The organism is Pseudomonas entomophila L48 (assembly GCF_000026105.1).
GTDB classification, from domain to species: Bacteria; Pseudomonadota; Gammaproteobacteria; order Pseudomonadales; family Pseudomonadaceae; genus Aquipseudomonas; species Aquipseudomonas entomophila.
On the sequence record NC_008027.1, the window covers coordinates 4,326,420 to 4,351,043 of the forward strand.

The 24,624-nt window shown below is 65.0% G+C and carries 24 protein-coding genes; 13 read left to right on the top strand and 11 right to left on the bottom strand.

What is annotated here, in order from left to right; genetic code table 11:
• The first annotated feature begins 83 nt into the window (after positions 1–83).
• Both PSEEN_RS18570 and PSEEN_RS18575 read left to right on the top strand, forming a co-directional pair.
• Positions 84–449 carry a YajD family HNH nuclease gene (locus tag PSEEN_RS18570; RefSeq protein WP_011535098.1) on the top strand — a complete coding sequence of 122 codons (366 nt, stop codon included), beginning with the start codon at positions 84–86 and terminating at the stop codon, positions 447–449.
• A 71-nt stretch (positions 450–520) separates the two neighbouring features.
• A complete protein-coding gene (locus tag PSEEN_RS18575) occupies positions 521–991 on the top strand; it encodes an RNA methyltransferase (RefSeq protein ID WP_044488345.1) in 471 nt (156 codons plus the stop codon).
• A 75-nt stretch (positions 992–1,066) separates the two neighbouring features.
• Here the strand turns inward: PSEEN_RS18575 and PSEEN_RS18580 are convergent, their stop codons facing one another.
• Positions 1,067–2,275 carry a hypothetical protein gene (locus PSEEN_RS18580; protein ID WP_011535100.1) on the bottom strand — a complete coding sequence of 403 codons (1,209 nt, stop codon included), beginning with the start codon at positions 2,273–2,275 and terminating at the stop codon, positions 1,067–1,069.
• 49 nt (positions 2,276–2,324) lie between these two features.
• A complete protein-coding gene (locus tag PSEEN_RS18585; protein ID WP_011535101.1) occupies positions 2,325–2,774 on the bottom strand; it encodes a YcgN family cysteine cluster protein in 450 nt (149 codons plus the stop codon).
• A 146-nt stretch (positions 2,775–2,920) separates the two neighbouring features.
• Here PSEEN_RS18585 and PSEEN_RS18590 point away from each other — a divergent pair, with 146 nt between their 5' ends.
• Positions 2,921–3,514: a nitroreductase family protein gene (locus PSEEN_RS18590; RefSeq protein ID WP_011535102.1), complete on the top strand. Its 594-nt coding sequence runs from the start codon at positions 2,921–2,923 to the stop codon at positions 3,512–3,514.
• A gap of 64 nt (positions 3,515–3,578) precedes the next feature.
• Here the strand turns inward: PSEEN_RS18590 and PSEEN_RS18595 are convergent, their stop codons facing one another.
• From PSEEN_RS18595 to PSEEN_RS18615, 5 genes are all read right to left on the bottom strand, one after another.
• On the bottom strand, positions 3,579–4,511 hold the full coding sequence (locus PSEEN_RS18595; protein ID WP_011535103.1) for a D-2-hydroxyacid dehydrogenase: 933 nt from the start codon (positions 4,509–4,511) through the stop codon (positions 3,579–3,581).
• Between the two features lie 72 nt (positions 4,512–4,583).
• Entirely contained in the window at positions 4,584–4,877 is a 294-nt protein-coding gene (locus PSEEN_RS18600) for a YcgL domain-containing protein (protein ID WP_011535104.1), read from the bottom strand.
• Positions 4,874–6,007: a ribonuclease D gene (gene rnd / locus PSEEN_RS18605; RefSeq protein ID WP_011535105.1), complete on the bottom strand. Its 1,134-nt coding sequence runs from the start codon at positions 6,005–6,007 to the stop codon at positions 4,874–4,876. Before rnd ends, PSEEN_RS18600 begins: the two co-directional genes overlap by 4 nt.
• Before the next feature lie 100 nt (positions 6,008–6,107).
• A complete protein-coding gene (locus PSEEN_RS18610) occupies positions 6,108–7,745 on the bottom strand; it encodes a phosphoethanolamine transferase (RefSeq protein WP_011535106.1) in 1,638 nt (545 codons plus the stop codon).
• Positions 7,746–7,907: 162 nt separating this feature from the next.
• Entirely contained in the window at positions 7,908–8,273 is a 366-nt protein-coding gene (locus tag PSEEN_RS18615) for a 5-carboxymethyl-2-hydroxymuconate Delta-isomerase (RefSeq protein ID WP_011535107.1), read from the bottom strand.
• Positions 8,274–8,390: 117 nt separating this feature from the next.
• Here PSEEN_RS18615 and PSEEN_RS18620 point away from each other — a divergent pair, with 117 nt between their 5' ends.
• On the top strand, positions 8,391–8,627 hold the full coding sequence (locus PSEEN_RS18620) for a DUF465 domain-containing protein (RefSeq protein WP_011535108.1): 237 nt from the start codon (positions 8,391–8,393) through the stop codon (positions 8,625–8,627).
• Positions 8,628–8,709: 82 nt separating this feature from the next.
• Here the strand turns inward: PSEEN_RS18620 and PSEEN_RS18625 are convergent, their stop codons facing one another.
• Positions 8,710–9,885 (bottom strand): trans-sulfuration enzyme family protein, encoded by a 1,176-nt coding sequence (locus PSEEN_RS18625; RefSeq protein ID WP_011535109.1) that lies wholly within the window; start codon positions 9,883–9,885, stop codon positions 8,710–8,712.
• Between the two features lie 152 nt (positions 9,886–10,037).
• Between PSEEN_RS18625 and PSEEN_RS18630 the strand changes: the two genes are divergently transcribed.
• Positions 10,038–10,496, top strand: a complete 459-nt coding sequence (locus PSEEN_RS18630; RefSeq protein ID WP_011535110.1) for an Lrp/AsnC family transcriptional regulator — start codon at positions 10,038–10,040, stop codon at positions 10,494–10,496.
• 124 nt (positions 10,497–10,620) lie between these two features.
• Here PSEEN_RS18630 and PSEEN_RS18635 read toward each other — a convergent pair whose 3' ends face one another.
• Positions 10,621–12,948, bottom strand: coding sequence for an FdhF/YdeP family oxidoreductase (locus PSEEN_RS18635; protein ID WP_011535111.1), 2,328 nt, complete (start codon positions 12,946–12,948; stop codon positions 10,621–10,623).
• A gap of 255 nt (positions 12,949–13,203) precedes the next feature.
• On the opposite strand from PSEEN_RS18635, the gene moaA reads away from it, so the two are divergent.
• Positions 13,204–14,208 (top strand): GTP 3',8-cyclase MoaA, encoded by a 1,005-nt coding sequence (gene moaA, locus PSEEN_RS18640; RefSeq protein WP_011535112.1) that lies wholly within the window; start codon positions 13,204–13,206, stop codon positions 14,206–14,208.
• 21 nt (positions 14,209–14,229) lie between these two features.
• A complete protein-coding gene (locus PSEEN_RS18645; RefSeq protein WP_011535113.1) occupies positions 14,230–15,129 on the top strand; it encodes a bestrophin family protein in 900 nt (299 codons plus the stop codon).
• A gap of 75 nt (positions 15,130–15,204) precedes the next feature.
• On the opposite strand, the gene moaB is transcribed toward PSEEN_RS18645, so the two are convergent.
• Positions 15,205–15,744: a molybdenum cofactor biosynthesis protein B gene (gene moaB / locus PSEEN_RS18650; protein ID WP_011535114.1), complete on the bottom strand. Its 540-nt coding sequence runs from the start codon at positions 15,742–15,744 to the stop codon at positions 15,205–15,207.
• A gap of 204 nt (positions 15,745–15,948) precedes the next feature.
• On the opposite strand from moaB, the gene PSEEN_RS18655 reads away from it, so the two are divergent.
• Entirely contained in the window at positions 15,949–16,836 is an 888-nt protein-coding gene (locus PSEEN_RS18655; RefSeq protein ID WP_011535115.1) for a LysR family transcriptional regulator, read from the top strand.
• Here PSEEN_RS18655 and PSEEN_RS18660 read toward each other — a convergent pair.
• A complete protein-coding gene (locus PSEEN_RS18660; protein WP_011535116.1) occupies positions 16,824–17,606 on the bottom strand; it encodes an AraC family transcriptional regulator in 783 nt (260 codons plus the stop codon). The two genes, PSEEN_RS18655 and PSEEN_RS18660, sit on opposite strands and share 13 nt — an antisense overlap.
• 351 nt (positions 17,607–17,957) lie before the next feature.
• Here PSEEN_RS18660 and PSEEN_RS18665 point away from each other — a divergent pair, with 351 nt between their 5' ends.
• The 5 genes from PSEEN_RS18665 to PSEEN_RS18685 all read left to right on the top strand — a co-directional run bounded on the left by PSEEN_RS18665 (position 17,958) and on the right by PSEEN_RS18685 (position 24,575).
• Positions 17,958–19,574: an APC family permease gene (locus PSEEN_RS18665; RefSeq protein ID WP_011535117.1), complete on the top strand. Its 1,617-nt coding sequence runs from the start codon at positions 17,958–17,960 to the stop codon at positions 19,572–19,574.
• Positions 19,575–19,685: 111 nt separating this feature from the next.
• The gene (locus PSEEN_RS18670; RefSeq protein WP_011535118.1) at positions 19,686–20,612 is read left to right on the top strand and encodes a 4-hydroxyproline epimerase; all 927 of its coding nucleotides are present in this window, start codon (positions 19,686–19,688) and stop codon (positions 20,610–20,612) included.
• Between the two features lie 41 nt (positions 20,613–20,653).
• Complete coding sequence (locus tag PSEEN_RS18675; protein WP_011535119.1) at positions 20,654–21,601, top strand: dihydrodipicolinate synthase family protein; 948 nt, start codon at positions 20,654–20,656, stop codon at positions 21,599–21,601.
• Positions 21,602–21,753: 152 nt separating this feature from the next.
• Positions 21,754–23,334: an aldehyde dehydrogenase (NADP(+)) gene (locus PSEEN_RS18680; RefSeq protein ID WP_011535120.1), complete on the top strand. Its 1,581-nt coding sequence runs from the start codon at positions 21,754–21,756 to the stop codon at positions 23,332–23,334.
• Entirely contained in the window at positions 23,331–24,575 is a 1,245-nt protein-coding gene (locus tag PSEEN_RS18685) for an NAD(P)/FAD-dependent oxidoreductase (protein ID WP_011535121.1), read from the top strand. Before PSEEN_RS18680 ends, PSEEN_RS18685 begins: the two co-directional genes overlap by 4 nt.
• Positions 24,576–24,624: the final 49 nt, after the last annotated feature.

Sequence of the window (24,624 nt, forward strand, 5' to 3'; positions counted from 1 at the left end):
ATTTGCCTGTCCGCCCGCCCCACAGGCGCGCTAGACTCGATGGCATAACCGTCATTCGCCTGAACCAGAAAAAAGGTCACACCATGAGCTCCACCTCCGACGCCACCGCCCGCCTCGACCGCATCCTCGCCGACGCCAAGCGCGACAAGGAAATGGGCTACCGCGACAAGGCGCTGAAAATGTACCCCCATGTCTGCGGCCGCTGCGCCCGCGAGTTCTCTGGCAAGCGCCTGTCGGAGCTGACCGTGCACCACCGCGACCACAACCACGACAACAACCCCCAGGACGGTTCGAACTGGGAGCTGCTGTGCCTGTACTGCCACGACAACGAGCACTCGCGCTATACCGACCAGCAGTACTTCGGCGAAGGTTCGCTGAGCACGCCGAAAACGTCGGTGGCCACCCACAACCCGTTTGCCGGGCTGGGCGCGCTGATGAAGAAGGACTGACCGTCGATTCACGCCCCTACCAGGTCCGCGAGCCCGTATAATCGCGCTCTTTTTTGCGAAGGGCCCCACAGGTGGCGAACAAACGGTACAGCTGCATTGGGTTGTTCAACCCCAAATCGGCGGAGAACGTCGGCTCGGTGATGCGCGCCGCGGGCTGCTATGGCGTCAATTCGGTGTTCTACACCGGCAAGCGCTACGAGCGCGCCCGCGACTTCGTCACCGACACCAAGCGGGTGCACTACGACATCCCGCTGATCGGCATCGACGACCTGCAGCGCATCATCCCCCTGGGTTGCACGCCAGTGGCCGTGGAACTGGTGGAAGGTGCCCGGCCGCTGCCGGAGTACACCCACCCCGACCGCGCCATCTACATCTTCGGCCCCGAAGACGGCTCGCTCGATGCCGACGTGCGTGCCTGGTGTGAAGAGACCATCTACATCCCCACCGAGGGCTGCATGAACCTGGCGGCGACGGTCAACGTGGTGCTCTATGACCGCATGGCCAAGGGCCTGAACACTCGGTCGGGGCCCAAGTTCAAGTAATTGGCAGGGGTGGCACCGGCTACGCCGGTGTTCGCCGGCAAGCCGGCTCCTACGGGGTTGCGGTGAAGCGCTGACTCAGTGCAGCAGCTTGCTCTGCAACACCTCGGACTGGCGCCCCAGCACGTTCTCGGCGATCTGCACGAACTCTTCGGTGCTGACACTGGACAAGCGCATCAGTGCCCGGGCGACGTCGTCCAGCGAGCGTTTGTCCTGGTTGTGAAGACGAATTTCGCGGTCCAGCGCCTGGAGCAGCAACACGCCCCGGGCGACCTGCGCGGCGTCGGCCTTGGCCCCCTTGAGTTGGGTGACTTTCGCGCCCTGCTTGTGCAGGCGGGCCTGCAACGCCTCATAGCGGTCATCGCTGATGCCGCCGGCCCTGCGCAGCAATTCGGTGGCGTAGTAGTCAGTGAGGCTTTCACCCAGCCAGTCGCTGCCATCGCGGTCGTTGATCTGGGCGAACAACTGCACCAGCTCACGTAACACCGGGCTGGTGCCATTCTCGTTGATCAACGGACGACCACTGTGCAGGTACAGCGAGTTGTTGCCGCCCAAGGCGCCGCGCCACATCTCGTCACGGGCACCGACCAGCAGCAGTTTGGGGGGATTGCGCGGGAACACCACTTGCAACTGCGGCCAGACGAACGTGAGCAAGGTCAACGTATCCATACGCCGCATGCCCTGCCCTTGCGGCGCGGCGACGGTCACTTCGGTTTCGCCCAGGCGCGCACGGCGGCTGCCGAGGTTGCCGGCGAGCATCCAGCCGGTGGGACGGTCGAACAGGCGTGATACGTCGTCGATGCGAAACTTCTGCCGACCGATCCGCGGCCAGGCGGTCTCGACACTTTTCCAACCCGGCGGCAGGTCGAAGGTCAGGCGTGCCACCAATTCAGTGCCGTCATGTTGGTCGAGCCGCGCCGGTGGCACCAGCTGGTCGCCGCGGAACAGGGCCCAGTGTGGGGTGATGCGCGTTTCATGGGCCGCACCTCGGGGCTGCTGGTCCAGCAGCACCCGATAGCTCAGGCTGGTCTTCCCGGCAGCCGGATGCCAGACGCCACGGCCACCCTGCACCTGCCACTGGCCATCGGCCAGGAAATCACTGTAGGCACCGCTTTTACCCAGGTCGAAATCCAGGCTGCGCACCACCGCGCCATCGGCCAGGGTCAGGCGCACTTCGGCCTGGCCACTCTGTGGCAGCAAGCGAACTTGATAATCAATGTCGACTTTCTTCGCCCAGACCTGAGCACTGGCCAGCAGGCCAAGAACCAACAACAGCGGGTGACGCATACAGAAACTCCTTGTTCCCCAGAGGCGGATGGCGGCTAGGCTGGGCGCCTCAACCGGCGCGGAAAATCAGATGGTCTTCCCAGTCATCCTCATCCACGTCGTTCTCGCTGAGCATGCGCCCCGAACGGGAGATCCGCTGCTCATGGACCTGCGTGCGGTCACCGCTGACCAGGTGGTGCCAGGCTGGCAGGTCCTGCCCTTCACTGACCAGGCGATAGCCACAGGTCGGCGGCAGCCACTTGAACTGGTCGGCCTTGCCCGGGGTGAGCTGGATGCAGTCGGGCACGTGCTTGAAGCGGTTGGGGTAGTCGCTGCACTGGCAGGTCTGCAGGTCCAGCAGCTTGCAGGCGATGCTGGTGTAGTAGACGCTGTTGTCTTCTTCGTCCTCGAGCTTCTGCAGGCAGCACAAGCCGCAGCCATCGCAGAGCGATTCCCACTCCTTGCTGTCGAGCTGGTCGAGGGTCTTGCGCCGCCAGAAGGGCGCGGTGTCAGCGTTCATCACACGTGTTCCTGCAGTCAACTTGAATCCGCGGCGCGCGGCGGCGCCAGTCTAGAGGCAGTCCGGCGGCAACGCCAGACCGCTTGTCAGTGCTCGCCGGACGCAGTAGCGTGCGGAGTTTCCCCCCGCCTCTCGCAGGAGCACCCATGAGCGCCAACCCTCGCATCGCCGACTACGCCATCAACGAGCAGTTCATCAACCGCTGGTCGCCACGCGCCTTCACCGGCGAGCCGATCAGCCAGGAGACCCTGCTGAGCTTCCTCGAGGCCGCGCGCTGGGCACCTTCGGCCTACAACTCGCAACCTTGGCGCTTCCTCTACGCCCGCCGCGACACGCCGAACTGGGAGCGCCACCTGAGCATTCTCAACGAGTTCAACCGCAGCTGGGCGCAGCATGCCTCGGCGCTGGTGCTGATCATCTCCAAGACCACCTTTGCCGCCCCTGGCTCCGATGAAGAGAAGCCTGCACTGTGGCACACCTTCGACACCGGCTCGGCCTGGGGCCACCTGGCGCTGCAGGCCAGCATCAGCGGTTGGCACACCCATGGCATGGCCGGTTTCGACCAGGAGCTGGCGCGCCGTGAGCTGAAGATCCCCGAGGGGTACGTGCTGCACGCGATGGTGGCGATCGGCAAGCTGGGCGACAAGGCGACCCTGGCCGAGGGGCTGCAGGCCCGTGAAGTACCGAGCCCGCGCCGGCCACTGAGCGAGCTGGCCGCAGAAGGCGAGTTCAGCCTGTAACGAGGGGGTTCGCCGGCAAGCCGGCTCCTACAGGTTTGCGTAGGAGCGGCTTGCCGGCGAACACTCAGTACCCCCGCGCGAAATCCACCTCGCCACGCAACCCCTGCCCTGCCTGGTACGCCCGCACATTCTCGACGAACAAGCGCGCCATCGCCGCCGGCGAGGTCGGTGCCGAGCTGTGCCCGGTCAGCAGCAACCCCCAGGCGGTCCAGAACGGATGGCGCTGGGGCAGCGGCTCCTGGCGGCACACGTCGATCACCGCGCCGGCCAGGTGGCCTTGCTTGAGCGCCTCCACCAGGTCGGCATCGACCACCGCCACGCCACGCCCGGCGTTGATGAACAACGCGCTGGGCTGGAAGCACTTGAACAGCGTCGCGTCATACAGGTCATGGGTGGACGGCGTATCGGGCAGCAGGTTGAGCACGTAGTCGGCCTGGCCGACCATGCGCGGCAACTGGTCCAGCCCCACCACCTCGGTGAACGGCGCCTGCTCGCGAGCGCTGCTGGCCACGCCATACAGCGTCACGCCAAATGGCACGAGGAATTCGGCAACCCGCTGGCCGATGTCTCCCGTACCAACGATCAATACCCGCCGCCCTTCCAGGGTTCGACCTGGGCGATCATCCCAACGCCGCTCTACCTGGCTCACCAGACGCGACAGCACCTCGCGCTCGTGCACCAGCATGTAGGTGAGCATGTACTCGGCCATCACCTGGCCGAAGATGCCCACTGCCCGGGTCAGCCGGTAGTCGCGCGGTAGCCCCTTGGCGAGCAGCGGGGTGATACCGGCCCAGGTCGATTGCAGCCACTGCGGCTTGTGGCCCTGGCGCAACAGGCTCGCCAGCAGGTCCGGCTGCCCCAGCCACACCGGGCAGTCGCAGGCCAGACGCGCCAGTTCGGCGGAATCGCCACTGGTCAGGACCTCCAGGTCCGGTGCCGCCTCGCCCAGCAGGCGAGCATAGTTGGCATGATCCTGTTCAGCGATCAGAACGCGCATGTGAAACACAACCTTGGCAAACAACGAAATGTGGCCCGGCAAGCGGGCCACGACAAAGAAAGGCGCTGCGGATCAGGCCGGGTCGTTGCGGCGCAGCAACTCTTCGGGCAGGTGCTCGATGTAGTCGTCGTCCGGTGGTGGCATCTGCAGGTGGTAGCCCTGGCTGTCGAGGTTCTCCAGCACTTTGGCGATGTCTTCGCGGGCCAGCTTGCGCTCGGGGCTGAGCACCAGGTCGAAGGCGTGCACGGGGGTACCAAAGAACGGCAGCAGCCCCTCGGGCACGCGCTCCAGGCCGTCGGCCTTGAGCACGTAGAGGTACATCTCGTTCTTGCGCGGGCTCTTGTAGATCGAACAGATACGTTTCATTGCTTGTCTCCGGCGCCCGCCAGGTCGTCCAGCAGGGCCTGGCCCATGCGCTCGCGGCGCCAGCCACGCAGCGACTCGGGCAATTGATAGGGGCCATTGGGGAAGCCGCTCTTGAGCAGGGCTTCGAGGGTCTTCTTGCGCAGCATCAGCTCCGGGGCGATCTGCAGGCGCTCGCCTTCGGCCTGGCCGATGGCGCGCAGGCGCTTGAGGATGCCGGAGGCCTCGATGGGCAGCGGCTCGGGCAGTGGCGCCGGCCATTGATCCTGCGGCAGGGCGGCGGCGCGCTTGATCAGCTGGATGAGGAACTCACCATCCTGGCGGATGGTGCGCGGGTGCATCTCGTCGATTCGCCCCAGCGCCGGCAGGCTGTCGGGCTGGCTCTTGGCCATCGGCCACAGCGAGTGCTCCTTGAGAATGCGGTTGCGCGGCACATCCCGGTTACGCGCCTCACGCTCGCGCCAAGCGCACAGCTCACGCAACACGGCCAATTGCTGGCGGCCGAGCTTCCAGGCCAACTTGACGTCGCGATACAGCGTCTCGGGATCGACCTCGCGGCGCAGCGCTGCCACCAGTTCGGCGCCGTCGTCCAGCACCCAGGCGAACTTGTCGTCCGACAGCCGCGGGCGCAAGGCGCTGAACAGCTCGGCCAGGTGCACGGCGTCTTCCGCGGCATAGCTGACCTGGGTTTCCGACAGCGGGCGCTGCAACCAGTCGGAGCGCGTTTCGCCCTTGGGCAGCTCGAGGCCCAGCACCTCTTGCACCAGGCGCGAATAGCCCATCGAGAAACCGATGTTCAGGTAGCCGGCCGCCAGTTGCGTGTCGAACAGCGGCTGCGGCAGCTTGCCAGTCAGGCGCAACAGTACTTCGAGGTCTTCGCTGCAGGCATGCAGCACCTTGACCACGCCGCTGTCGTCGAGCAGGTCGGCAAGCGGCTGCCAGTCACTGATCAGCAACGGGTCGATGAGGAAAGCCTGATTACCGTCGCCGATCTGCACCAGGCCGGCTTTCGGGTAGAAGGTGTCGACCCGCATGAATTCGGTGTCGAGCGCGACGAAAGGCAGCTTGCGCCAGCGTTGGCAATGCTCGGCCAGGGTCTGGTCGTCACGGATCCAGTGAATTTCGATGGCCACGAGGCTCTCCCACTTACATTGGCGCGCAGTATATACGGCGCGGGCGCTCTGGGTGAAACCTCGCAAGCCACGCCATCCTTGGTGCCGACCGTTGGTACGGTCAGCGGCCGGCTGCCAGCCATGGGCGGCAGCTGGCGAACATGTCCAGCGATTGCTTGTAGACCTCGGTATGCACCTGCAGCAAACCCAGCATGGAGTGGAACAGGTTGTCCTGCGACAGCGGTGCGTCGCGCAGCTTGGCCATGCAGTCGGTGTCCAGGCCGAAGTCCTGGGTGTAGCTGTCGGAGAACCAGGCCAGCAGCGGCACATGCTTCTGTTGATCCGGCGCCATCACGTAGGGGGTGCCGTGCAGGAACAGGTTGTACTCGCCCAGCGACTCGCCATGGTCGGAAAGGTAGATCATCGCGGTGTCGACCTTGTCCTGTTTGCTGCGCAGGGTGTCGATCAGCGAGGACAGCACCTTGTCGGTGTAGGCCAGGGTGTTGTCGTAGCCGTTGATGATTTCTTCACGGCTGCACTGGTTCAGGGCATTGCTGCGGCACACCGGGGTGAACGGCTCGGCAGCGCCGGGGTAGCGCTTGAAGTATTCCGGGCCGTGGCTGCCCATCTGGTGCAGCACCAGCACGGTGTCCTTGTCGAGGTTGTCGATCAGCTCGGCCAGGCCCTGCAGCAGGATCTCGTCATGGCATTCGCCGTCGGCACACAGGGCCGGGTCCTTGAGGTTGCTGACATCGATGAACTGCACGCGGTCGCAGGTGCCCTTGCAGCCGGACTGGTTGTCGCGCCACTGCACGGCCAGGCCGGCGCGCTGGAGAATGTCGAGCAGCCCCTCGCGGTTCTTCGCCACACTGGCAACGTAGTCCTTGCGCCCCATGCCGGAGAACATGCACGGCACCGACACGGCGGTCTCGGTGCCGCAGGAGTGGACATCGGTGAAGCTCAGCAGCCCCTGCTCCTTCGAAAGGTTTGGCGTGGTATCGCGGGCATAGCCGAGCAGGCCGAAGTTCTCCGCCCGGGCACTTTCGCCCACCACCAGCACGGTCAGCGACTTGCGCTCATGCTGCTGCCAGGCCACATCACGACGGGCATCCTCGCCATAGGCCTGGAACGGGTGCGCGGCGGTGCCGATCTGCTCGCGGACATAACCGATGGAGGCGCCGACGATATTGCTCGGGGTGAGCATCAGGCGCAGTTCGTGGTGATTGCGAAACAGCGAGGACAGCCCTTGGTAGTTGACCAGCGCCACCGACCCCAGCGCCGCCACGCACGCGCCGCTGACCACCAGTTTGCCGAACAGCTCGCGGTGCCAGGGGCGGTAGGCGATGGGGGCTTTCCATACCAGCAGGGAGGGCACGACACCGAGCAGCAGGATATACAACGCGAACTTGATCGACAGCAGGTCGCGAACTTCCGCGATATTGGTTTCGGCGACATTACGGAACATGCCCGCATCGATAAGCACGCCATATTGATTCATGAAGTAAGCCACGCCCGCGCCACTCATGAACAACAGGATCAATACCGGTTTCAATACATAACGGAAGGCCAACAACGTCAACACGAGGTTGAACGCGAACAACATCAGCACGGCGAACGCCAGGCTCAGCCACAGCCCCACCATGCCGGGCGGCACAATGGTTTCGAGGTGTTCCCAGAGAAAGGTGTTCAGGCCGATCAACAGGTAAAGGCTGGCCAGCAGCGTGACCCATTCAGTCCGCAGGGATTTGAATTTCAGCATGGTGTTCGCAGTGAGAGTTGTCAGCGGCCAGCGCGCCGGGAAGGCACTCTGGGAAGTTGGCCGAACTCTAGAAAGCGTAGCATCAATTTTTTGTGAAAAAGACGCCAACAATTGGTGGGAAGGCGTCTTTCATCGATTAAACAAGTTTCATTCAGCGATTGTTCAGCCAGGCAAGTGGAGCTTGGCGTACGGCTCACGATCAATATCGATTACTTCGACGCACAACTGGATATCCAGCCCGGCTTCGGCGGGAAGGGCTTCGTGGAGCACCTCCAGCAGGCTGCTGGACAGTTGCTGCTTGATCTGCTGAGAACGCCCGCTGAGGATCGCCAGGCGCACATGGGCAAAAGCACGCGCCCCCGGCACGGTACCGACACGGTACTGGGCGAAGGCCTGGGCGCGGCTCTTGATGTCCAGTTCGTCGGCGAACTGGCCGCTGCCGACCAGGGCGTGGTTCAGACGCAGCAGCAGTTGATCGACATTCAACTGGCGCAGGTTGTCGCTGTATTCCAGGTTCAGGTGAGGCATGGCGCGGGTTCCGGTCGCGGGAGAATGTGCGACAGCCTACCCCAGTCACGCAAAGCGGCAAAGGCGGCTATCCTCATGGTTCAGGCTCGTCTACCAACCCCTGAAAGAGGTGAACAAATGCCAGTTCCGCATGATTTGCTCGCAGACCTGCACGTTACCGCCGACCAGTTCCAGGCCCTCATCGACAAGAACCACGACCTGCACAAGCTGCACAAGGAATACAACGCCAAGGACAAGGAAGTGGTGGCCGCCGAAGGCAACGGCACCAACGACGACACCGTCAACCTGCTGCGCAAGGAGCGCCTGCTGCTCAAGGACAAGATCGAGCGGATCGTCCATCCGCCCAAGGCCTGATTACCCGATATCGATACCATCGCGGGGCAAGCCCGTTCCCACCGCTGCCGTGGGAGCGGGCTTGCCCCGCGATGTTTTCAGTTCAGGCCGACGCCTTGAGCGCCGTATCCAGGTCCTCGATCAGGTCGCGGTAGTCCTCGATCCCCATCGACAGCCGCACCAGGTTCTCGCTGATGCCCATCACGCCCTTCTGCTCCGGGCTGAGCGAGTTGTGCGACATGCTCCAGGAGTGGTTGATCATGCTCTCCACACCGCCCAGCGAGTCGGCCAGGACGAAGATCGACAGCGCCTCGACCAAGCGATTCACCGCCGCCCGGTCGCCCTTGATGCGCATCGCCACCACGGCCCCGCCGGTACGCATCTGGCGCTTGCTCAGCGCGTGCTGCGGGTGGCTTTCAAGGCCTGGGTAGTACACCTGCTCGACTTGCGGATGATGTTCAAGGAACTGCGCCACGCGCAGGGCGTTGGCGCTCTGACGCTCCATGCGCACGTCGAGGGTCTTGAGCCCACGCAGCGCCAGGTAGCAGTCGAACGGCCCCTGGATCGCGCCGACCGCCATGCTGATCTTGCGCAAACGGCCCAGCAGTTCGTGGTCGGCCGCCACCACCACGCCGCCGGTGAGGTCGGAGTGGCCGCCGATGTACTTGCTCGCCGAGTGCATCACCAGGTCCACGCCCAGGGTGATCGGCTGCTGGTTCCACGGCGAGCAGAAGGTGTTGTCGATGCAAGTCATCACGCCATGGGCGCGGGCCAGGTCGCACACCGCCTTGATGTCCACCAGGTGCAGCAGCGGGTTGGTCGGCGACTCGATCCAGATCAGTTGCGTGTCGGGGCGGATCGCCGCGGCCACGGCGTCGATGTCGTTCAGATCGACGTAGGTAGTGGTCAGCCCCGAAGTGCGCCCTCGGTAATCTTCCAGCAGGCGGAAGGTGCCACCGTAGACGCCGTTCATCACCACCACGTGGGCGTCCTTGGACAGCAGTTCCAGTACCGTGGCGGTGGCACTGACGCCCGAGGCGCAGGCGACCGCGCCGACGCCCTCTTCCAGCGCGGCGACGCAGGTTTCGTAGGCGTGCCTGGTCGGGTTGCTGACGCGGCTGTAGGCGTATTCGGGGTTGTCGTCCAGGCCGCGCTTGATGAACGAGCTGGAGGTGACGATGGCCGGGAAGATGGCATTGTCGGCGACGCTGGACTGCTCGCCAGCGTGGATGGTGCGGGTGGCGAAATTGCGCGGCTTGTCGGACATGGTCGGGTCCATTGACTGAGTGGAAAACCGCCACTATCTCATATCCATGACGGGCAGGTGCCGCCGGGAACGATCATTTCATCCTTGAGAGTGATCAGGTTCCAATGCATTCGCGCAACCGCTAATCTCTGGAAACTTTTTCCCGATTCGAGCCCCGCCACGCCATGGACAGTTTCGACCAGAACATCCTCACCCTGCTGCAGCGCGACGCCTCGATTTCACTCAAGGACCTGGCCGAGGCGGTCAACCTGTCGACCACCCCCTGCTGGAAGCGGGTCAAACGCCTGGAGGAAGAAGGCTACATCCGTGGCCGTGTCGCGCTGCTCGACCCTGAGCGCCTGGGGCTGGGCCTGACCGTGTTCGTCCAGCTCAAGACCCAGCGCCACGACAGTGCCTGGCTGGCGCAGTTCGCCGCGACGGTGACGGCGTTCGAGGAAGTGATGGAGGTGTACCGGATGTCTGGCGACTGGGACTACATGTTGCGGGTGGTGGTGGGCGACATCGCGGCGTACGACCGTTTCTACAAGAAGCTGATCACCAGTACCGACGGGCTGTCGAACATCACCTCGAGCTTTGCCATGGAGCAGATGAAGTACACAACGGCGTATCCGGTGTATCGCTGATTCTGGTGATCGAATCATTCGCGCTAACTTGTAGGAGCGGCTTCAGCCGCGATCACCCGCAAAGCGGGTGGCAGATACCGCGGTGCCTGCATCGCGGCTAAAGCCGCTCCTACAGAAACGGCGTTCAATCCGTGGATGATGCCTGGATCAGGTTGCCGGCCTTGGCCTTTTCCAGCTTGATCGCGACGAACTTTGAGGTCGGCGTGTAGGTGCCCTCGCCATAGCTCTCCAGCGGCACCAGCGGATTGGTTTCCGGGTAGTAGGCCGCCGCCTGGCCTTCAGGCACGTCATAGGCCACCAGGCGGAACCCCGACACCCGCCGCTCGCGGCCATCCTCCCACAGTGACACCAGGTCCACCTGCTCGCCCGGTTCGAAGCCCAGCCGGCGAATATCCGCCTCGTTGACGAACACCACCTCGCGCAGGCCGAACACGCCGCGATAGCGGTCATCCAGCCCGTACAACGTGGTGTTGTACTGGTCGTGGGAACGCAGGGTCTGCAGGATCAGGTCGGGCTTGTCGCCACGGGCCAGCACCTGCGCGTTGACCAGTTGCTCCGGCAACGGGCTGGGCGTGAAACGTGCCTTGCCGGTGGCGGTGCGGAAGTTGCGGTCGGCGGCGTTGTTGCCCAGGTGGAAGCCGCCGGGATGTTGCAGCCGCTCGTTGAATTCGCTGAAGCCAGGAATGACGTCGGCGATCATGCTGCGGATGCGACCGTAGTCGGCAATGGCGTATTCCCAGTCGATCGGCTTGTTGCCCAAGGTGGCCTTGGCCATGCCCGCGACGATCGCCGGCTCCGAACGCAGGTGGGGCGAGCGCGGTTTCAACTGGCCGTGGGAGATGTGCACCATGCTGAAGGTGTCCTCCACCGTCACGCCTTGCGGGCCTTCGCCCTGGATATCGATCTCGGTGCGCCCCAGGCATGGCAGGATCAGTGCATCTCGCCCGGTAACCAGGTGCGAACGGTTGAGCTTGGTGGAAATCTGCACGGTCAGCTCGCAGTTGCGCAGCGCCGCGTGGGTGCGCGGGGTGTCCGGCGTGGCCTGGGCGAAGTTGCCACCCAGCCCGATGAACACCTTGGCCCGCCCCTCCTCCATGGCCTTGATCGCCAGCACCGCGTTGTGCCCGTGCTCGCGCGGCACCTTGAACTGGAAGCGCTTTTCGATGGCGTCGAGCAGTTGAGCCTTGGGCTTCTCGTCGATGCCCATGGTCCGGTCGCCCTGCACGTTGCTATGGCCACGTACCGGCGACAGCCCCGCGCCCGGCTTGCCGACATTGCCGCGCAGCAGCTGCAGGTTGACGATTTCCTGCACGGTCGGCACCGAGTGGCGGTGCTGGGTGACGCCCATGGCCCAGCACATGATCACCCGCTCGGCCTTGCGGTACATGCACGCGGCCAGCTCGATCTCGGCCTTGCTCAGGCCGGACTGCTCGACGATGTGTTCCCAGGGCGTGGCGTCGACCACGGCCAGGTAGGCCTCGACACCGCTGGTGTGCTCGGCGATGAAGGCGTGGTCGAACACGGGCGGCTCATCGTTCAACTGCGCCTCGCGCTCCCACTGCAGGAGGTACTTGGCGATCCCGCGCATGGCCGCCATGTCACCGCCCAGGGCCGGGCGGAAGTAGGCGGTGTTGGTCGGCTCGGAGCCGTTGCTGAGCATCTCGAACGGGTGCTGCGGGTGCTGGAAACGCTCCAGGCCACGCTCCTTCAGCGGGTTGAAGCACACCACCTGGGCACCGCGCTTGACCGCCTCGCGCAGCGGCTCGAGCATGCGTGGGTGGTTGGTGCCGGGGTTCTGGCCGATGACGAAGATCGCGTCGGCCAGTTCCAGGTCGTGGAACACCACGGTGCCCTTGCCCACGCCCAGGGTTTCGGCCATGCCCACGCCACTGGCCTCGTGGCACATGTTCGAACAATCGGGGAAGTTGTTGGTGCCGTAGGCGCGCACGAACAGCTGGTAGAGGAACGCCGCCTCGTTGCTGGCCCTGCCGGAGGTGTAGAACTCGGCCTGGTCGGGCGACTCGAGGCCGTTCAAGTGTTTGGCGACCAGGGCGAAAGCCTCGTCCCAGCTGGTCTCGATATAGTGGTCGGTGGCCGCATCGTAGCGCATCGGGTGGGTCAGGCGGCCCTGGTACTCGAGCCAGTAATCGGTCTGCTCGAGCAGGGCGCTGACGCTGTACTTGGCGAAGAACGCCGGGTCCACCGAGCGCCCGGTGGCTTCCCAGTTGACCGCCTTGGCGCCGTTCTCGCAGAACTTGACCATGTCGCTTTCCGGCGACTCGCCCCAGGCGCAGCCGGGGCAGTCGAAGCCGCCGTTCTGGTTGGTCTTGAGCATGGCCCGCAGGTTCTTGAAGGCGTTCTCGCTGCCCAGCCAGCTCTTGGTCACGCTCTTGAGCGCGCCCCAGCCGGCGGCCGGCCCCTTGTAGTCCCTGATGTGTTCGTCCTGGCTCATGTTCTGTGTGTTCCGCGCGGTGTTTTTTCCAGCCTAAGAACCCACCTCGGGTGCGTCCAATCGAAATAAGTGAAGGCGTGATAAACCGTCTCGATCATGGCGCCGAAGCCACGGCCTGCAGGGCCTGGGGCCGTGATAGAGGAGACTGATCGAATGGTCGGGGAAAGCAATTTGACGCCAGGGGACGCAAGTAATAGCTTGAACCTTGTCTGCGGCTTTTCGCCGCCCCAACTCCCTTCACAGCCGAGCGCGAACGTGGAAAAGAACCCCCAGGCCCTGGTCGACGGATTCAACCGCAAAGTCGATTACCTGCGGATGTCGGTTACCGACCGCTGCGACTTCCGCTGCGTCTATTGCATGGCCGAGGACATGCAGTTCCTGCCGCGCCAGCAGATCCTTTCGCTCGAGGAGCTGTACCAGGTCGCCGAACGTTTCGTCGCCCTGGGCACCCGCAAGATCCGCCTGACCGGTGGCGAACCGCTGGTGCGTCAGGGCATCGTCGAACTGTGCGGGCGCATCGCCGCCCTGCCCGGCCTGCGCGAACTGTGCCTGACCAGCAACGGCTCGCAGCTCGGCCGCCTGGCCCAGCCCCTGTTCGATGCCGGCGTCTCGCGCCTGAACATCAGCCTCGACAGCCTCGACCCGGAACGCTTCCGTGCCCTCACCCGCACCGGCGACCTCAAGCAGGTGATCGCCGGTATCGACGCCGCCCGTGCCGCCGGTTTCCGCCGCACCAAACTCAACGCGGTGGTGCTCAAGGGTCGCAACGACGACGAGATCGTCGACCTGGTGCGTTTCGCCATCGACCGCGAGCTGGACATCTCGTTCATCGAGGAAATGCCGCTGGGGGTGATCAGCGAGCATGAGCGTGGAGAATCCTTCTGCTCCAGCGATGATGTGCGCAATCGCCTGGCCGAGCACTTCACCCTGGTCGAATCGGCCGAATCCTCCCAGGGCCCGGCCCGTTACTGGCGCCTGGCCGAAGCGCCCAGTACCCGGGTCGGCTTCATTTCGCCCCACAGCCACAACTTCTGCGCCACCTGCAACCGCGTGCGCCTGACGGTCGAAGGCCGCCTGCTGCTGTGCCTGGGTAACGAGCATTCCGTGGACTTGAAGCAGGTCCTGCGCCAGCACCCTGGCGACAGCGCACGCCTGGAAAAGGCCATCCGCGACGCCATGCAGCTCAAGCCCTACCGCCACCATTTCGAGGTGGGCGGCGAGGTGCAGATCCTGCGTTTCATGAACATGACCGGCGGCTGACCGGCCGCCTCTGGAACCGCCTTGATCGTCCACCCACGCCCCGACATGCTGCGCGTGCTGTTCACCCTCAAGGGCTCGATCGTCCAGCGCATCGCCCTGCGCTGCCTGGCAGTGACCCTGCTGGCGGCGCTGATCGTGCTTATCGAACGCCACTACCCGGCGCTGTTCTATCCGGTCAGTGCCACGCCCTTCACCTTGCTCGGCCTGTCGCTGTCGATCTTCATGAGCTTTCGCAACAACGCCTGCTACGACCGCTGGTGGGAAGGGCGCAAGGCCTGGGGCAAGATGATCATCGAAGTGCGGTCATTCGTGCGCGAAAGCGTGGTGATCGAGGATGAACAACTTCGCACCCGGATGTTGCGCAGCCTGTGCGGCTTCGCCCATGCCCTCAACGCCCGGTTGCGCAACGAAGAAGAATTGCCCCTGGCCCGCACCTGGCTGGCCGAGGACGCGCAGGTCACGGCACACAATGTCTGTGATGGCATCCTGCGCGATATCGGCAGGCAGTGTTCACAACTCGCCAAGGACGGTGCAATCAGCGAGTTCCGCTACACCATGCTGGAGCAGCGCCTGAACGGCTTGTCCGAGGTGCAGGCCACTTGCGAGCGGATCAAGGGTACTCCGCTGCCGTTCCCCTACACCCTGCTGTTGCACCGCACCATCTATATCTTTTGCCTGCTGCTGCCATTTGCCCTGGCCGAGCCGTTGGGCTGGCTGGCACCACTGTTCACCACCATCGTCAGCTACACGTTCTTCGGCCTGGATGCGATCGGCAACGAGCTGGAAGACCCCTTCGGACGCGACGAGAACGACCTGCCGACCGACGCCATGGTGCGCACCATCGAGCGCGATGTGCTGGCAGCGCTGGGGCATGAGCCGCTGCCGCCGGCGCTGGTGCCGGTGGATCATGTGCTGAGTTGATGCAGCCATTCGCCGGCAAGCCGGCTCCTACAGGTCATGTGTAGGAGCCGGCTTGCCGGCGAACCACGCTCACGGTCAGCCGCGGCTCTCGCAGGCCGCGATCGGCTTCAGATGCGCCACGAAGTTGCACGGCCGATGCCGCGCATCCAGCTGCTCGGCCAGAATCCCCTCCCAGGCCGTCCGACAAGCCCCGGTCGAACCCGGCAGGCAGCACACCAGAGTACCGTTGGCCAATCCGGCCAACGCCCGGCTCTGCACGGTCGAAGTGCCGATATCGAGGATCGACAGCGCGCGGAACAATTCGCCAAACCCATCGATACGCTTGTCCAGCAGGCAATCCACCGCCTCGGGCGTGCTATCGCGACCGGTAAAGCCGGTGCCGCCGGTGATCAGCACCACCTGCACCTGCTCGTCGGCGATCCAGGTGGCGACCTGGGCGCGGATCTTGTACAGGTCATCCTTGAGCAGCACCCGGTCTACCAGGCGGTGGCCAATTTGCACCGAGCGCGTGGCCAACAGCTCGCCGGAGGTGTCGTTATCGAAAGTACGGGTATCGCTGACCGTCAGCACGGCAATGTTGAGCGGCACGAACACCGCGTCCGGTTTCACACTCATGGGGTCTGCTCCAGGCTTGTCATCGCGCCACGTTAGAACCAAGCCCCGGCAGCGTCCAATCGATAAGGCGTACTGCATGATCAAGAGTGTCTATCACGGCGTGATCAACACCCTCTATCAAGCGGTCACCATTAAAGATTGGCCAGCCCGCGCGGAGTTGGTTAAGGTCGCGGGACCCGCCCACCCCGCTCGCCAGGCCGCCCCATGGACATCAAGCAGCTCAAGTTCCTCATCGCCCTCGACCAGACCCGCCACTTCGGCCAGGCCGCAGCGTTGTGCCACATCACCCAGCCGACGCTGTCCATGCGCCTGCGCAATCTCGAAGACGAGCTCGACCTGGTGCTGGTCAAGCGCGGCCAGCGCTTCGAGGGTTTCACCGAAGCCGGCGAACGCATCCTGGCCTGGGCCCGTACCCTGCTCGCTGCCCATGACGGGCTGCAGGCCGAGGCCGCCAGTTGCCGTGGCCAGGTGGTCGGTAGCCTGCGCCTGGGCACCGTGCCGCTGGCCAGCTTCAACCCCATGCAACTGCTGATGCCCTTGCGCGCGAAATACCCCGAGCTGAACTTCCAGTTGTCGTCGCTGAGCTCGGAACAGATCATCGACGGCCTGAGCCGCAACCAGCTCGACCTGGGCATCTGCTACCTCGACCAGGTCAATGCCAGCTTCTTCGACGTGATCGAGTTGAGCACCACCACCATGGGTCTGCTGCACGACACCCGGCACTTCGGTTTCGATACCGACACACTGCGCTGGGATGAACTCGGCGAGATCCCTCTGGGCTTGCTGAGCAAGGGCATGCACTACCGCCAGTCCCTGGACTTGAGTTTCCGCAGCCGCGGCCTGGAGCCCAACGCGGTGCTGGAAAGCGACTCGACCTTCCAGCTGATCCAGGCCATCAACGCTGGCGTGTGCTGTGCGGTCATGCCCCTGGATTGCGGGCTGGAGGAACTCAGCGAGCACATGCGCATCATCCCCGTGGCCGACGCCAGCATCCACAGCCCGGTCGGCCTGTTGCTGCGTCGCAGCGAACCTCGGTCGGCGATTGCCGAGCAGTGCTTCGACGAAGCTCGCGCACTCTTTCAGATTTCCTGACCTGTCGTAGCCTGCCGGTATTGCCTGGGGGTGAAACCGGTCAGTTGCTTGAACTGCCGGCTGAACGCGCTGTGGTCGGTATAGCCGCAACGCAGCGCCACGTCGATGATCGGCAGGTCGCTGTGCAACAGTTGGTGGGCGTGTTCCAGGCGGGCCTTGTGGATCATCTGCCGGGGCGTGAGGTGGAATACCCGCTTGCAGTAACGCTCCAGCTGCGCCACCGAGATCCCGGCGAGACGCGTCAACTCATTCATGCTGATCGGCTGGTGGAAGTGTGCACGGATATACGCATCCACGGCGGCCAGGCGCTGGTAGGCGGGGTGGGTGTCGGCGGCTGATTGCAGGTCGATGGAAATGCCCACCAAACCGATGATCCTGCCAGAAGGGTCATGCAATGGCCGTTTGTGGGTCAGGCACCAACCCGGCTCGCGACTGCCATACAAGTGCAGCTCCAGCTGATCCTCCAACACCAGCCCCTGCTCCAGCACCCGACGGTCCTGCTCGGTGTAGCCGGGCCCCAGCCGTGCCGGGAACACCTCGGCACTGGTCTTGCCCAGCAAGGGCTGCAACTGCTTGAGGCCACAGCGCTGGACCAGCGTGCGGTTGGCCAGCACATAGCGGGCCTGGTTGTCCTTGATGAAGATCGCCGCGTTGGCGATGACGTCGAGCATCGGCAACAGCCAGACCACACCGTTAAGCAAGGCCTCCAGGGATTCGGGGCGGTGCTGGTCGAGGGTCTGGTAAAGGGATATCAAGGGATTGTCGGGCATTCAGGCCTTACTCCGCAGATCAACGCACCCATTCGCCGGCAAGGCCGGCTCCTACAGGCATGGAGGACGATGCGTGACCTGTAGGAGCCGGCCTTGCCGGCGAATGGGCCAGGACTGACTGGCACAGCAGCAAGTGCTGCAGCCTATTCCCCCTCTCGGCATCCCTGCCAGCACTTTCGGCAACTATGCCGATTTCGTCATCTACCTTGGCGAAAACCATCAAGAACCCCGACCTCGATCGGTCCACTCTATGCCCCACGCAAGCCGCCCCACGACCTACAAGAGCGCGGCCGACCAAGCCGCATCGTGACATCAGACCTGCCTATCCAAAACCTACAAAAAGGCGCAACCATGTCAGGCAAATTCAAGAAACAGCTGTCATTGCTGGACCTCACCTTCATCGGCCTCGGCGCCATCTTCGGCTCCGGCTGGTTGTTCGCCGCCAGCCACGTCTCGGCCATCGCCGGCCCCGCCGGCATCCTCTCCTGGTTCCTCGGCGGCTTCGCCGTGCTGTTGCTGGGCATCGTCTACTGCGAACTGGGCGCCGCCCTGCCCCGCGCCGGCGGCGTGGTGCGTTACCCGGTGTACTCCCACGGTCCGCTGCTGGGCTACCTGATGGGTTTCATCACCCTGATCGCCTTCTCCAGCCTGATCGCCATCGAAGTGGTCGCCTCGCGCCAATACGCCGCGGCCTGGTTTCCCGGGCTGACCAAAGCCGGCTCCAGCGACCCGACGGTGCTCGGCTGGCTGGTGCAGTTCGCCCTATTGTTGCTGTTCTTCGCGCTCAACTACCGCAGCGTGAAGACCTTCGCCAAGGCCAACAACCTGGTCAGCGTGTTCAAGTTCATCGTGCCGCTGCTGGTGATCGGCGTGCTGTTCACCTTCTTCAAACCGGAGAACTTCTCGGTGCAGGGCTTCGCCCCGTTCGGCCTGTCCGGCGTGGAAATGGCCGTGTCGGCCGGCGGCATCATCTTCGCCTACCTGGGCCTCACGCCGATCATCTCGGTGGCCAGCGAAGTGAAGAACCCGCAGCGCACCATCCCCATCGCGCTGATTCTCTCGGTACTGCTCTCCACCGCCATCTACGCCCTGCTGCAACTGGCCTTCCTCGGCAGCATCCCGACCGAGATGCTGGCAAACGGCTGGGCCGGGGTGACCAAGGAACTAGCCCTGCCCTACCGTGACATTGCCCTGGCCCTGGGGGTCGGCTGGCTGGCCTACCTGGTGGTGGCGGACGCGGTGATCTCGCCCAGCGGCTGCGGCAACATCTACATGAACGCCACCCCACGCGTGGTCTATGGCTGGGCGCAGACCGGCACCTTCTTCAAGTACTTCACCCGCATCGACGAGCAGTCCGGTATCCCACGCCCGGCGCTGTGGCTGACCTTCGGCCTGGCGGTGTTCTGGACCCTGCCGTTCCCATCCTGGGAGGCCCTGATCAACGTGGTGTCGGCCGCCCTGGTGCTGAGCTATGCCGTGGCCCCGGTGTCGGTCGCCGCCCTGCGTCGCAGCGCCCCGGACATGCCTCGGCCGTTCCGGGTCAAGGGTATGGGCGTGCTTGGCCCGCTGTCGTTCATCATCGCCGCGCTGATCGTCTACTGGTCGGGCTGGAACACCGTGTCCTGGCTGCTGGCCCTGCAGATCGTGATGTTCGTGCTCTACCTGCTGTGCCGCCGCTTCGTGCCCACCGAACACCTCTCGCTGGGGCAGCAGGTGCGCTCGTCGGCCTGGCTGATCGGTTTCTATGCCGTGACCATTTTCCTCTCCTGGCTGGGCAGCTTCGGTGGCCTGGGGGTGATCGGGCATCCGTTCGACACCTTGGTCGTGGCTGCCTGCGCGCTGGGGATCTACTACTGGGGCGCGGCCACTGGCGTACCGGCGCGGCTGGTGCGGCTGGATGGGGAGGATGAGAGCGAGGCCAGTGCGCAGCCACAAGCAGCCCATCGTCCCGCAGTCATTGCTTCATGAACCGTGTGGGCCCTGTTCGCCGGCAAGCCGGCTCCTGTAGGAGCGGCTTCAGCCGCGAAAGGGCCCGAACAGACAGCACAAGACATTGCTCAATTCCAAATGGACACACTCATGAAACAACTTCATGTCATCGACTCCCACACCGGCGGCGAACCCACCCGCCTGGTGATGAAAGGGTTCCCAGCCCTCACCGGCCGCAGCATGGCCGAGCAGCGCGACGAGCTGCGCGAGCTGCATGACCATTGGCGCCGCGCCTGCCTGCTGGAGCCGCGCGGCAACGATGTGCTGGTGGGCGCACTGTACTGCCCGCCGGTCTCGGCCGATGCCACCTGCGGGGTGATCTTCTTCAACAACGCCGGCTACCTGAACATGTGTGGCCACGGCACCATCGGCCTGGTCGCCTCGCTCCAGCACCTGGGGTTGATCGAGCCCGGCGTGCACAAGATCGACACGCCGGTCGGGCAGGTCAGCGCCACCCTGCATGAGGACGGCGCGGTGACCGTCGGCAACGTGCCGGCCTACCGATACCGCCGCCAAGTGGCAGTCGACGTGCCCGGCCACGGCGTAGTCCACGGCGACATCGCCTGGGGCGGCAACTGGTTCTTCCTGGTCAGCGAGCACGGCCAGCGCATCGAACTGGACAACGTCGAAGCCCTCACCGACTACACCTGGGCGTTGCTCAAGGCGCTGGAAACCCAGGGCATCCACGGTGAGCACGGCGCGCTGATCGACCATGTCGAACTGTTCGCCGACGACGCCCACGCCGACAGCCGCAACTTCGTCATGTGCCCCGGCAAGGCCTACGACCGCTCGCCCTGCGGCACCGGCACCAGCGCCAAGCTGGCGTGCCTGGCCGCCGACGGCAAGCTCGCCGAAGGCCAGGTCTGGACCCAGGCCAGCATTACCGGCAGCCAATTCCAGGGCCGTTATGAACGCGAGGGCGATCACATCCGCCCGTTCATCACCGGCCGCGCCCACATGACCGCCGACAGCACCCTGCTGATCGACGAGCAGGATCCGTTCGCCTGGGGCATCTGACCCCGTTCATTTCCCACTGAATACCGCCAGGAGTGACAACAATGACCGACAATATCTTCACCGGCACCATGCCCGCCCTGATGACCCCCTGCACCGCCGAGCGCAAGCCGGATTTCGACGCCCTGGTGCGCAAGGGCCGCGAACTGATCGACGCCGGCATGAGCGCGGTGGTGTACTGCGGTTCGATGGGCGACTGGCCGCTGCTGACCGAGGCCGAGCGCCAGGAAGGGGTCGCACGCCTGGTGGCTGCCGGTATCCCGACCATCGTCGGCACCGGCGCGGTGAACACCCGTGAAGCCGTGTCCCATGCCGCCCACGCCGCCAAGGTCGGCGCCGCCGGCCTGATGGTCATCCCCCGGGTGCTGTCCCGCGGCGCCTCGCTGATCGCCCAGAAGCATCATTTCTCGGCGATCCTCGCGGCCGCGCCGAAGCTGCCGGCAGTGATCTACAACAGCCCCTACTACGGTTTCGCCACCCGCGCCGACCTGTTCTTCGAACTGCGTCGCGCCTACCCCAACCTGATCGGCTTCAAGGAGTTCGGCGGCGGCGCCGACCTGCGCTACGCCGCCGAACACATCACCTCCCAGGATGACGCCGTGACCCTGATGGTCGGCGTCGACACCCAGGTGGTGCATGGTTTCGTCAACTGCAACGCCACCGGCGCCATCACCGGCATCGGCAACGCCCTGCCCCGCGAGGTGCTGCAACTGGTCAGCCTGAGCAAGCGCGCCGCCAAGGGTGACGCCAAGGCCCGGCGCCAGGCCCGGGAGCTTGAGTCGGCGCTGGCGGTGCTGTCGTCGTTCGATGAGGGCTGCGACCTGGTGCTGTACTACAAGCACCTGATGGTGCTCAACGGCGACCGCGAGTACAGCCTGCACTTCAACGAAACCGACGCCCTGAGCGATGCCCAGCGCCACTACGCCGAGCAGCAGTACGCGTTGTTCCGCACCTGGTACGCCAACTGGTCGGCTGAGCAGAACCTGGCCTGACGCATCCCCATCGATTTGGCGTGACCTCTGTAGGAGCGGCTTCAGCCGCGATCACCCGCGACGCGGGTGCCACGCAGCGCAGTGCCTGCATCGCGGCTGAAGCCGCTCCTACAAACGCCACAGCGCATCCACGAAACTGCGAAGGAAGCCCCATGACCCTGAAAGGCAACCTGCTGATCGGCCAGACCAGCGTTCCCGGCAGCCGCGAAGCTGTCCGCGCCATCGACCCGGCCACCAACCAGGCACTCGAACCCGCCTATGCCGGCGCCAGCGCCGAACACGTGGCCCAGGCCTGCACCTTGGCCTGGGCGGCATTCGATGAATACCGCGAAACCTCGTTCGAACAACGCGCCTGCTTCCTCGAAACCATCGCCGAGCAGATCGAGGCCCTGGGCGACACGCTGATCGACCGCGCCCATGCCGAAACCGGCCTGCCCAAGGCTCGCCTGCAAGGCGAGCGCGCCCGCACCTGCAACCAATTGCGCACCTTCGCTCGCGTGGTGCGTGCCGGCGAATGGCTCGACGTGCGCATCGACCACGCCCAACCTGAGCGCCAGCCACTGCCACGCCCGGACCTGCGCCAGCGCCAGGTGGCCCTGGGCCCGGTGGCGGTGTTCGGCGCCAGCAACTTCCCATTGGCGTTCTCGGTAGCCGGCGGCGACACCGCCTCGGCACTGGCCGCCGGCTGCCCGGTGGTGGTCAAGGCCCATGGCGCCCACCCCGGCACCAGCGAACTGGTCGGCCAGGCCGTGGCGCGGGCGGTCAAGCTGTGCGAACTGCCCGAAGGCGTGTTCTCGCTGCTGTACGGCGCCGGCCGTCAAATCGGCATCGCCCTGGTCAGCGACCCCCGTATCAAGGCGGTCGGCTTTACCGGGTCGCGCAGTGGCGGTATCGCCCTGTGCCAGGTGGCCCAGGCGCGCGCCGAGCCCATCCCGGTGTATGCCGAGATGAGTTCGATCAACCCGGTCTTCCTGTTCGAGGCCGCCTTGCAGGCCCGCGCCGAGACACTGGCCCAGGGCTTCGTCGCCTCGCTGACCCAGGGTGCCGGCCAGTTCTGTACCAACCCAGGGTTGGTGATCGCCCGCCAAGGCCCCGCACTCGAGCGATTCATCACGGCCGCCCGCGACCACGTCCAGCAGACGATATCGCAAACCATGCTCACTCCCGGCATCGCCAGCGCCTACGCAAACGGCGTCACGGCGTTGAGTACCAACAGCAACGCCCAGGCAGCGGCCCGCGGTCAGCCCGCACAAGGCCCGAATCAGTGCCAGGCGCAGTTGTTCGTCACTCAAGGCCAGGCGTTCCTCAGCGATCCGGCGCTACAGGCCGAAGTCTTCGGCGCGGCCTCGCTGGTGGTGGTTTGCGACAGCGACGAAGAGATGCGCCAGATCGCCGAGCACCTGGAAGGTCAATTGACGGCCACGCTGCAGCTGGATGCGGGCGACCTGCCCAACGCCCGCAAGCTATTGCCCACCCTCGAACGCAAGGCCGGCCGCATCCTGGTCAACGGCTGGCCGACCGGGGTCGAGGTGTGCGACGCGATGGTCCACGGCGGCCCCTTCCCGGCCACGTCCGATGCCCGTGGTACCTCGGTGGGCACTGCGGCGATCCTGCGTTTCCTGCGCCCGGTGTGCTACCAGGACTTCCCCGACGCACTGCTGCCCAGGGCGTTGAAGCACGGCAACCCGCTGCTCCTGCGCCGGCTGCTCGACGGCAAGCGGGAAGGCGCATGAGCAATACCGATACCGACATCGCCGTGGTCGGCGCCGGCATCGTCGGCGTCGCCTGCGCCCTGCAACTGGCCCGCCAGGGGCAGCGGGTACTGCTGGTCGATCGTCAGGCCCCCGGCCACGGCGCCTCCTATGGCAACGCCGGGCACCTGGCCACCGAGCAAGTCTTCCCGATTGCCGATCTGTCGATCCTCAAGCGCCTGCCAGCCATGCTGATGGACCCGATGGGGCCATTGCGCCTGGACTGGAAGTACCTGCCCCGGGCCATCCCCTGGTTCACCCGCCTGTTGCTCAACCTGCGCCCGGCGCCCTTCCAGCGCAGCGTGGCCGGCATCCGCGCCTTGAACGAAGCCAGCCTCGGCGCCTGGCAACGCTTGCTCGGCAGCCTCGGGCGCAGCGACCTGCTCCGCGAGGATGGCTCGTTGCTGGTATTCGAACGTCCGGCGTCACGCCCGGCACTGGAGGCCCTGCAAGCGCGCCTGCAACAGCAGGCGGTGCCGGTCGACTTCTGGCCGGCCCGGGCGGTGCGGCATGCGGCGCCGCAGTTGAGCATGCAGATCCAGGGAGGGCTGTTCTTCCCCCAAACCGGCCATTTCCTCGATCCGTACAGGGTCGTCAATGCGTTGTTCGAAGCGGCCCAGGCGGCGGGCGTGCAGTTCGCCAACCGGGACATCCAGGACGGCCGATTGCACAGAAGCGGAGTGACGCTGAAAAGCAGCCAGGGCGAAGTGGATGCCAAACAGGTGCTGGTCGCCTGTGGCGCGCATTCGGCAAATCTGGTTGAAAACCTGACCGGCATCCGTGTCCCCCTGGACACCGAGCGCGGCTACCACCTGATGCTGCCCAACGAACAGCAGCGGCTGCCGTTCGCGGTCACTTCGCTGGAGCGCAAGTTCATCATGACGCCCATGGCCGATGGCCTGCGCCTGGCCGGCACGGTGGAGTTCGCAGGGCTGGACGCGCCGCCGAGCATGCAGCGGGCGTGGCAGTTGCATCGTTTGAGCCAAGGCTTGTTCCAGCGTGACCTGGATGCCCAAGGGGCGACGCCGTGGATGGGCTTCAGGCCTTCGCTGCCCGACTCTCTACCGGTGATCGACCGGGTAGCGGAGGGCCGGGTGCTGTTGGCGTTCGGGCATCAGCACCTGGGGTTGACCCAGGCGGCGGTGACGGCGGAATGGATTGGGCGGTTGGCGCAGCACCCTCGTGATGCGCATTTGGACGCGTACAAGGTGGATCGGTTTTGAGGGCGGGTTCGCCGGCAAGCCGGCTCCTACGGGGGCGACATAATTCCCG

What these genes read in the sequence shown, in the direction of transcription:
- PSEEN_RS18570 (WP_011535098.1), top strand. Translation starts at nt 84, where the DNA reads ATGAGCTCCACCTCCGACGCCACCGCCCGCCTCGACCGCATCCTCGCC.
- PSEEN_RS18580 (WP_011535100.1), bottom strand. Translation starts at nt 2,275, where the DNA reads ATGCGTCACCCGCTGTTGTTGGTTCTTGGCCTGCTGGCCAGTGCTCAG.
- PSEEN_RS18585 (WP_011535101.1), bottom strand. Translation starts at nt 2,774, where the DNA reads ATGAACGCTGACACCGCGCCCTTCTGGCGGCGCAAGACCCTCGACCAG.
- PSEEN_RS18590 (WP_011535102.1), top strand. Translation starts at nt 2,921, where the DNA reads ATGAGCGCCAACCCTCGCATCGCCGACTACGCCATCAACGAGCAGTTC.
- PSEEN_RS18595 (WP_011535103.1), bottom strand. Translation starts at nt 4,511, where the DNA reads ATGCGCGTTCTGATCGCTGAACAGGATCATGCCAACTATGCTCGCCTG.
- PSEEN_RS18600 (WP_011535104.1), bottom strand. Translation starts at nt 4,877, where the DNA reads ATGAAACGTATCTGTTCGATCTACAAGAGCCCGCGCAAGAACGAGATG.
- PSEEN_RS18610 (WP_011535106.1), bottom strand. Translation starts at nt 7,745, where the DNA reads ATGCTGAAATTCAAATCCCTGCGGACTGAATGGGTCACGCTGCTGGCC.
- PSEEN_RS18615 (WP_011535107.1), bottom strand. Translation starts at nt 8,273, where the DNA reads ATGCCTCACCTGAACCTGGAATACAGCGACAACCTGCGCCAGTTGAAT.
- PSEEN_RS18620 (WP_011535108.1), top strand. Translation starts at nt 8,391, where the DNA reads ATGCCAGTTCCGCATGATTTGCTCGCAGACCTGCACGTTACCGCCGAC.
- PSEEN_RS18625 (WP_011535109.1), bottom strand. Translation starts at nt 9,885, where the DNA reads ATGGACCCGACCATGTCCGACAAGCCGCGCAATTTCGCCACCCGCACC.
- PSEEN_RS18630 (WP_011535110.1), top strand. Translation starts at nt 10,038, where the DNA reads ATGGACAGTTTCGACCAGAACATCCTCACCCTGCTGCAGCGCGACGCC.
- PSEEN_RS18635 (WP_011535111.1), bottom strand. Translation starts at nt 12,948, where the DNA reads ATGAGCCAGGACGAACACATCAGGGACTACAAGGGGCCGGCCGCCGGC.
- moaB (WP_011535114.1), bottom strand. Translation starts at nt 15,744, where the DNA reads ATGAGTGTGAAACCGGACGCGGTGTTCGTGCCGCTCAACATTGCCGTG.
- PSEEN_RS18655 (WP_011535115.1), top strand. Translation starts at nt 15,949, where the DNA reads ATGGACATCAAGCAGCTCAAGTTCCTCATCGCCCTCGACCAGACCCGC.
- PSEEN_RS18660 (WP_011535116.1), bottom strand. Translation starts at nt 17,606, where the DNA reads ATGCCCGACAATCCCTTGATATCCCTTTACCAGACCCTCGACCAGCAC.
- PSEEN_RS18665 (WP_011535117.1), top strand. Translation starts at nt 17,958, where the DNA reads ATGTCAGGCAAATTCAAGAAACAGCTGTCATTGCTGGACCTCACCTTC.
- PSEEN_RS18670 (WP_011535118.1), top strand. Translation starts at nt 19,686, where the DNA reads ATGAAACAACTTCATGTCATCGACTCCCACACCGGCGGCGAACCCACC.
- PSEEN_RS18675 (WP_011535119.1), top strand. Translation starts at nt 20,654, where the DNA reads ATGACCGACAATATCTTCACCGGCACCATGCCCGCCCTGATGACCCCC.
- PSEEN_RS18680 (WP_011535120.1), top strand. Translation starts at nt 21,754, where the DNA reads ATGACCCTGAAAGGCAACCTGCTGATCGGCCAGACCAGCGTTCCCGGC.
- PSEEN_RS18685 (WP_011535121.1), top strand. Translation starts at nt 23,331, where the DNA reads ATGAGCAATACCGATACCGACATCGCCGTGGTCGGCGCCGGCATCGTC.